Source organism: Lysobacter sp. 1R34A (assembly GCF_051217035.1).
Lineage (GTDB): Bacteria > Pseudomonadota > Gammaproteobacteria > Xanthomonadales > Xanthomonadaceae > Lysobacter.
Window position 1 is genome coordinate 26,592 of sequence record NZ_JBPKJP010000043.1, and the last position, 7,007, is coordinate 33,598.

The window sequence follows — 7,007 nt, forward strand, 5'->3', positions numbered from 1 at the left end:
GATCGCGGCGTCGCGCAGACCTGCCGTCCCGATGCCTGCGCCGATGCGGCCGCGACCGGACGGCCCGCCTGCGGACCCGGCGCCACTTTAGCGTCAGGCGATGCGGAGCGCGTGGCGCGCAGCTCAGTCCTCGTGCCGCTGTCGCGACGGAAACTCCAGGACCACGCCGCGTTCGCCGTCGACCGGGCGGTTCCACAGCACCGGCACCCGTTGCGGGCTCGGCGGTTCCAGTTCGTCGTGGGCCGGCACCAGTTCTTCGTCCTCGTCCTCCCAGCTGTAGCGCTTGCGCGGCGGCAGCGGGTCGCGCAGGCGGAATAGGAAGGCGGCGACGACGCCGGCGGCTGCGCCGCCCAGGTGGGCCTGCCACGACACGCCGATCTCGCGTGGTAGCACGGTCAGCAGCATGCCGCCGTAGAGCAGGAAGGCGATCATCGCCGCGGCGATCGAGGGGCGGTCGCGACGCAGCAGGCCCAGGGTCAGGACCAGGAACATCAGGCCGTGAGTGAGGCCGCTGGCGCCCAGGTGATAGCTGCCCGGATCGCCGAGCAGCCAGGCGCCGAGGCCGGCGCCGAGCCACAGGATCGGCAGCGCGCGCAGGGTCGCCTTCGGGTAGACCGCGCCGGCCAGGGTGCCGAGCAGCAACAGCGAGGTCGCGTTCGCGGCCAGGTGCTCGATCGAGCCGTGCAGCAGCGGCGCGGTCAGCAGGCCGACCAGGCCCTGCGCCGACCACGGCTGGACCGTGAAGGCGCGCACGTCGAACTGGCCCTGGGCGCTGAACACCGCCGCCAGCAGCAGGACGAAGGCCAGGCTGGCATTGAGCGCCCGCACCAGACGGCTGCGGTCGGCCTTGCGCTGAGCCGGGGTGTCGGGGATCGGGGCTTCGGTGGGCAGGTGCATGTCACCGAGATTGGCACCGCCCGGAAGGAATACAAGCCGCGTTCGTCGGGCCGGTTTGTCCCGCCAGCGGGACGGCGGCCCGACGCCAGGCGCGGGCCAGGCCGGGCAAGCGGCCCGGCCCCGGTAGAATGGCGGGATGAATAACGAACTCCCCACCGTACGCCTCAAGAACGCCTGGAAGTCCACCCACCCCTGGATCTTCCAGCGCCTGGTCGACAAGCCGGCCCAGCGCCCCAAGCCGGGCTCGATCGTCAACGTGCTCGGCGTCGACGGCGACTGGATCGGCCGCGGCTTCTACAACGGCCACTCGCGCATCGCCCTGCGCATGCTCGAGAACGATCCGGACGTCGAAGTCGACGCCGACTGGTTCGCGCGCAAGATCGCCGCGGCCGTGTCGCTGCGCCGCGACGTGCTCAAGCTCGACGAGGTCAGCGACGCCTGGCGCGTGGTGCATAGCGAGGGCGACGGCCTCAGCGGCCTGGTGGTCGACCGCTACGGCGACCTGTTGGTGGTCGAGTACTTCAGCGCCGGCGCCTTCCGTCACCGCGAATGGATCTACGACGCGCTGCGCCAGCAGTTCCCGGGCTGCCGGTTCTACGCCTTCGCCGACGAGCACGTGCAGAAGCAGGAGAGCTTCGACTTCCGCGGCACCGAAGCGGTGCCGCCGGCGACGATCACCGAATACGGCATCAAGTTTCGCGCCGACCCGGCCGGCGCGCACAAGACCGGCTTCTTCGCCGACCAGCGCGACAACCGCGAGTGGCTGTCGCAGCAGGTCGCCGGCAAGCGCGTGCTCGACCTGTGCTGCAACACCGGCGGCTTCGGCGTGTACGCGAAGGTGCGCGGCGCCGAGGAAGTGGTCGGCGTGGACATCGATGCCGACGTGATCAACATCGCCAAGGCCAACGCCAAGCTCAACGGCGCCCAGGTCAAGTTCGTCCAGGCCGACATCTTTCCCTACCTGCGCGACGTCGCCAACGCCGGCGATCTTTACGACGTGGTGATCCTCGACCCGGCCAAGATGACCCGCGACCGCGAGCAGGTGATTCCGGCGCTGAAGAAATACCTCGACATGAACAAGCTGGCGCTCGGCGCGCTCAAGCCCGGCGGCCTGTTCGCGACCTTCTCCTGCACCGGCCTGGTCAGCGAAGACCAGTTCCTCGACATGCTGCGTCGCGCCGCGTTCTATGCCGGGCGCACCGTGCAGGTGCTCAAGGTGTCCGGCGCGGGCGCGGATCATCCGTGGTTGGCGCAGGTGCCCGAGTCGCGCTATCTGAAAGCGGTGTTTTGTCGGGTGTTGGATTGAGTTGATCGACAGGCTTGTCGTATGGGGTCGGCGGTGCATGCCGCCGATCCGATCGATGGGCGATCCGGCGCGGTGCCGATTCGCGGCGCCTCGCGGCTTCACCTGTAGGAGCGGCGTAAGCCGCGACCAAGGGACGGATAGAAATCGCATCGCCGTCGTCGCTCATCGAAGCCGTGAACCGTCGCGGGGGGTAGGAGCGACGCAAGTCGCGACCGCGGCGTCTCCGGTTGCGGCGTTTCTTACCCAGGGCTTTGAAGCCACAGCAAGAGCAAAGCTTCCGCCCCCTAAAGGGTGCGGGTAACTTTCTCGTCCAAAGCAACAAAAGAAAGTCACCAAAGAAAAGTGCTTCTTCCTGCCAGGGCACCAGCCCGCACGATCGGTGCCGAGGCAGGGATGCTCCAGACAGGCCATCCATGGCCTGCTTGCGCACGGCCCGCCTCCCTGCGGGCCGCCCTCCGGGCCTGCTTTTGACCGGCGAAGCGGCAAGCAAAGCCATAGAGCAAACCAGATCAAAATCTCGACAACGACAACGACAACGACAACGACAACGACAACGACAACGGCGCCGCGTACCGACCACTGTAGGAGCGGCGTAAGCCGCGACCGCGCAATCCCAATCGCCTACGCCGCCGGCCGCAGATTCGCGGTCGCGGCTTGCGCCGCTCCTACCCTGCGAAAGCGTGCCGCTTCGATGGACGGCAATGGCTATGTCGTCTCGGCGCGTCCCTTGGTCGCGGCTTACGCCGCTCCTACAAGGGATGGCGCCGCCGCGCTCCGATGCTCTACCGCCGGCTTCGGCTTGGCGCCGCCGCGCACTCGCGAAGGCCATCGAAGACCCGGAGGGCGGCCCGCAGGGATGTGCGCCGTTTTTCATCGGGACAGGGAGCTCCCGTATGAAATCACCGCGTATGCATCGAACGCGCGGGCTGGTGATTCAAAGAAAAGCAACTTCTTTGGTTACCTTTCTTTTATTGCATTAGACAAAAGAAAGTAACCAGCCGCTTTAGTGGCGGAAGCTTTGGGTTTGATCTTGATCCGCATTTCTGATCGAGGCGCCGCGAGATAAAAGCAACGATGTCGCGGCTTGCGCCGCTCCTACCCTGGCGAGAGGCATGCCGCTGCGACGAATGACGACTGCCTTGTTACCCCTGCGCGTTCCGCGGTCGCGGTTCACGCCGCTCCTACAGAAGGAGGCGACTCGTCGCGCTCCAACGCAAGCGCATGCGCCCACCCCTCAATCCCGCCACCACAGCACCGCCGGCGGGTCGTCCGGCAAGGCGAACTCAAGGCGCTTCAGCGCATCCAGGTCGAGGCCGGGCAGGTGCACGCTCATCGCGGTCGCGACTTCGCGGTAGCCCGGCCAGTCGGTGCGCAGTTCCAGGCTGTCGCCGCTGACGGTGCCCAGCTCGACGAAGATCAGCTTGCGGTCGACCACGTCGATCGCATAACCATCGATGCCGTCGATGTCGGTCCAGCGGATGCCGTGGACGCGGCCGGCGCCATCGTCGCGCCAGATGCCGCGCGGGTCGGCGTAGAGCCGGGGAGCTTGCGGGTCCATGCATGCAGTCCTTGCGGTGGCCGGTCGGCGAAGCCGATCGGGGCGAATCCAGATTGGCACAGTTCCTGGCCACGGTTCGGTTCCGTACGGAACTCGGCGCCCCGGATTCAGTCGCGATCTGCGACGGATTTCGCACTTCTTCGTCGACCCTGGCCGCGGTTCCGACCGACGGCGGCGCAGGCCGTGCGCGGTCTCCGGCGCGGCCTAAGCGCCGGTGATCGCAGAGCCTGAGACTCACCCCGTTAGACTGGCGGCATGAATGACGTCTCCTTGTTGCTGATCCTGCTTCTGCTCGCCGTCGGGGCCGTGATCGTTCTATTGGTGGTCCTGCTGCTGCGTCGCCCCGAGCTGCGCCTCGAGCAGGCCTTGCGCGAGGAGCAGCGCGACGGCCGCGGCGAACTGCGTCAACAGCTCGACAGCCTGTCGGCGCAGCAGGAAACCCGTATCGAGGGCTTCGGCAACCGGCTCGGCGATCTGACCGTGCGCACCGATCAGCGCCTGGATGCCTTGAGTCAGTTGCTGACCGAGGATGCGCGCAAGGGCCGCAGCGAGTCGGCCGAGCAACAGCAGCGCTTCGCCGAGCTGTTGGGCCAGCGACTCAACGAACTCACCCAGCGCAACGAACAGCGTATCGGCGAGCTGCGCCAGACCCTGGAAACCCGCTTGCGCGAGCTGCAGACCGACAACGCCGCCAAGCTGGAGCAGATGCGCGCGACGGTCGACGAGAAGCTGCACGCGACCCTGGAAACCCGCCTGACCGAGAGCTTCGGCAACGTCACCCAGATGCTGGCCCAGGTGCACCAGGGGCTCGGCGATATGAACAAGCTGGCCTCCGACGTCGGCGGCCTGCAGCGCGTGCTGACCAACGTCAAATCGCGCGGCATCTTCGGCGAGGTGCAGCTGGCGGGCTTGCTCGAACAGGTGTTCGCGCCCGACCAGTACGCCTCGAACGTCGCGACGGTGCCGGGCAGCAGCGAGCGGGTCGAGTTCGCCGTGCGCTTTCCCGGCCCGGGCGGCGAGGCGCCGGTGTGGCTGCCGATCGACGCCAAGTTTCCGCGCGAGGACTACGAGCGCCTGCTCGACGCGCAAGAGCGCCTCGATCTCGAGGGCGCGCGCGCCGCCGGCGACGCCCTGGAGCGCCGGGTGCGCGACCAGGCCCGCGACATTCAGAAGAAGTACGTGGCGCCGCCGGAGACCACCGAGTTCGCGATCCTGTTCCTGCCGACCGAGGGCCTGTATGCCGAAGTCCTGCGCCGGCCGGGCCTGGTCGAAATGCTGCAGCGCGACCTGCGCATCACCGTGGCCGGGCCGACCACCCTGCTCGCCCTGTTGACCAGTTTCCAGCTCGGTTTCCGCACCCTGGCGATCCAGAAGCGCTCGAGCGAAGTGTGGAAGACGCTCAGCGCGGTCAAGACCGAGTTCGGAAAGTTCGGCGAGGTGCTCGACAACGTCAAGGGCAAGCTCGATCAGGCCAGCAAGCAGATCGAACAGACCGGGGTCAGGACGCGCGCGATCCAGCGCCGCCTGCGCGAGGTCGAGGCGATGCCCGGGGATGACGCGGCGCGACTGCTGGGGCAGGACAAGGACCCCGAAGAATAAGCCCGGTCCGCGTCAGCGGCCGGTCCTGCGCGGCATCCCAAACCAGAACGGCCCGGATTCGCATCCGGGCCGTTCGTCGTTGCGCGCTGTCGCGAGGCGATCGCGAACCTCAGCGCCCGCCGTCGGTCGGCATCACCGGCATCGCATCGGCCGGCACGCTCGGGTTGCTGTCGTCCTGCAGATATTCCGGCAGGGCGCTGTCGCCGTTCTTGTCGAGGCGGTCGCCGAAGATCTGGTAGTCGCGGCGTTGCGACCAGGAGTCGCGGACCAGGGCGTATTCGTCCTCGGCGCCGTCGCGCAGGCTGTCGAGCGGCAGCAACTGGGCGCGCACGTCGACCAGTTGCAGGCCCTGCAGCGGGATGCGGATGCGGTCGCGTTCGACGTGGCGCAGCGGGCTCAGCGGCGCATCGCCGAGGGCGCCGAACGAGTCGCGCACGGTGCGCGGGCCGAAGAACGGCAGCTCGACATAGCGCGAGCGCTTCCACCCCCACACGCCCAGGGTCTGGCCGAAGTCTTCGCTGCGGTTGGGCAGCTTGGCGTCGCTGGCCGGGTCGAACAGGCCGCCGATGCCGAGGGTGGTGTTGAGCGCGAACCGGCCGAGCGCCTGCGCGGCCTGCTTGGGCTTGCCCTGCAGCAGCGCGTTGACGATCGACACCGGCTGGCCGAGGTTGTTGAAGAAGTTGCTCACGCCCAGGCGCACCGGACGCGGCACGACCTTGGAATAGGCGCGCGCGAGCGGACGGGCGACGCCGCGATCCACCGCCATGTTGAAGCGGTGCATCTTGCGGTTGTACCTCTCCCACGGGTCGAACGCGCCCGGCACCGAGGCCGGCGCCGGCAGAGTCGGGTCGGCGACCGGATCGTACTCCTGCGACGGGGTGCCGTAGAGCGCGTCGAAATCGCGCTCGGCCTCGGTGCGTTGGTCGTCGGCCGGGCTCGGCTCGACCGCGGCGTTGGCCTGCGGCGGCTCGGCGGCTTCGGCCGCCGGCGCATTCGGATCGGGCGGTACCGATTGGACCTGGCTCGATTCGACCTGGGCGACGGCGTAGTCGAGAGCGGGCCCGGCCGTTGCAGCCCGCGCCGTGTCGACCGGAGGGGTCGCGGCCGTATCGGCCGGCGTGGCTGCCGTGTCGGCGAGCGCGAGCGCTTCGACGGATGGCGTCGCAAGCGCCGGTTCGTTCTGCGCCGTGGCGCTTACGACGGTTTCTTCGGCGGCGGTCGGGTTCGCGTCCTGCGCGAAAGCCGGAACGGAATGCAGCGCGGCCAAAGCCAGGCCGAGCGAGAGTGAGAGTGCGTGGGGGCGCATGGTTGCAGTCTAGTCTTCCGGGACAACGGGTGGGGGCAGCCAGGCCGGATCCGTCGGCGTTGGCGACCGCAACAGGAGAGTTCTGCGACGGAGTTCGTGTATCAGCGACCGGAACTTGAGAGTCTGAAACTTAGCGACCGAAGCCGAGCGCGTCGTCGAGCCGGTAGGCCGCGCGCAACTCGCTCAGCCCGGCCGGCGTGCCGACCACTTCGACGCCTTCGACCTGTGCGGCCAGCTCGGCCAGCAGCGCCAGGCCGGCGCTGTCGACGGTGCTCACCGCGCTCAGGTCGAAACGGCGCACGCCGCCGACCAGCGCGCGCGCCTGCGGCCACAGCGTCGCC

6 protein-coding genes are annotated in these 7,007 nt (G+C 68.4%); 2 read left to right on the top strand and 4 right to left on the bottom strand.

Annotated elements, in window-relative coordinates; genetic code table 11:
- Positions 1–123 precede the first annotated feature (123 nt).
- Positions 124–897 (bottom strand): rhomboid family intramembrane serine protease, encoded by a 774-nt coding sequence (locus ACSAMQ_RS11745; protein ID WP_435395812.1) that lies wholly within the window; start codon positions 895–897, stop codon positions 124–126.
- A 136-nt stretch (positions 898–1,033) separates the two neighbouring features.
- On the opposite strand from ACSAMQ_RS11745, the gene ACSAMQ_RS11750 reads away from it, so the two are divergent.
- A complete protein-coding gene (locus tag ACSAMQ_RS11750; protein WP_031373977.1) occupies positions 1,034–2,203 on the top strand; it encodes a class I SAM-dependent rRNA methyltransferase in 1,170 nt (389 codons plus the stop codon).
- Positions 2,204–3,437: 1,234 nt separating this feature from the next.
- Here ACSAMQ_RS11750 and ACSAMQ_RS11755 read toward each other — a convergent pair.
- On the bottom strand, positions 3,438–3,761 hold the full coding sequence (locus ACSAMQ_RS11755) for a hypothetical protein (protein WP_435395813.1): 324 nt from the start codon (positions 3,759–3,761) through the stop codon (positions 3,438–3,440).
- Between the two features lie 255 nt (positions 3,762–4,016).
- Between ACSAMQ_RS11755 and rmuC the strand changes: the two genes are divergently transcribed.
- Positions 4,017–5,360 (top strand): DNA recombination protein RmuC, encoded by a 1,344-nt coding sequence (gene rmuC, locus ACSAMQ_RS11760; protein WP_435395814.1) that lies wholly within the window; start codon positions 4,017–4,019, stop codon positions 5,358–5,360.
- A gap of 109 nt (positions 5,361–5,469) precedes the next feature.
- On the opposite strand, the gene ACSAMQ_RS11765 is transcribed toward rmuC, so the two are convergent.
- Both ACSAMQ_RS11765 and ACSAMQ_RS11770 read right to left on the bottom strand, forming a co-directional pair.
- On the bottom strand, positions 5,470–6,666 hold the full coding sequence (locus ACSAMQ_RS11765; protein WP_435395815.1) for an MlaA family lipoprotein: 1,197 nt from the start codon (positions 6,664–6,666) through the stop codon (positions 5,470–5,472).
- A 130-nt stretch (positions 6,667–6,796) separates the two neighbouring features.
- Positions 6,797–7,007: STAS domain-containing protein (locus ACSAMQ_RS11770; protein ID WP_435395816.1), on the bottom strand; the 211-nt coding region annotated here is incomplete at its 5' end.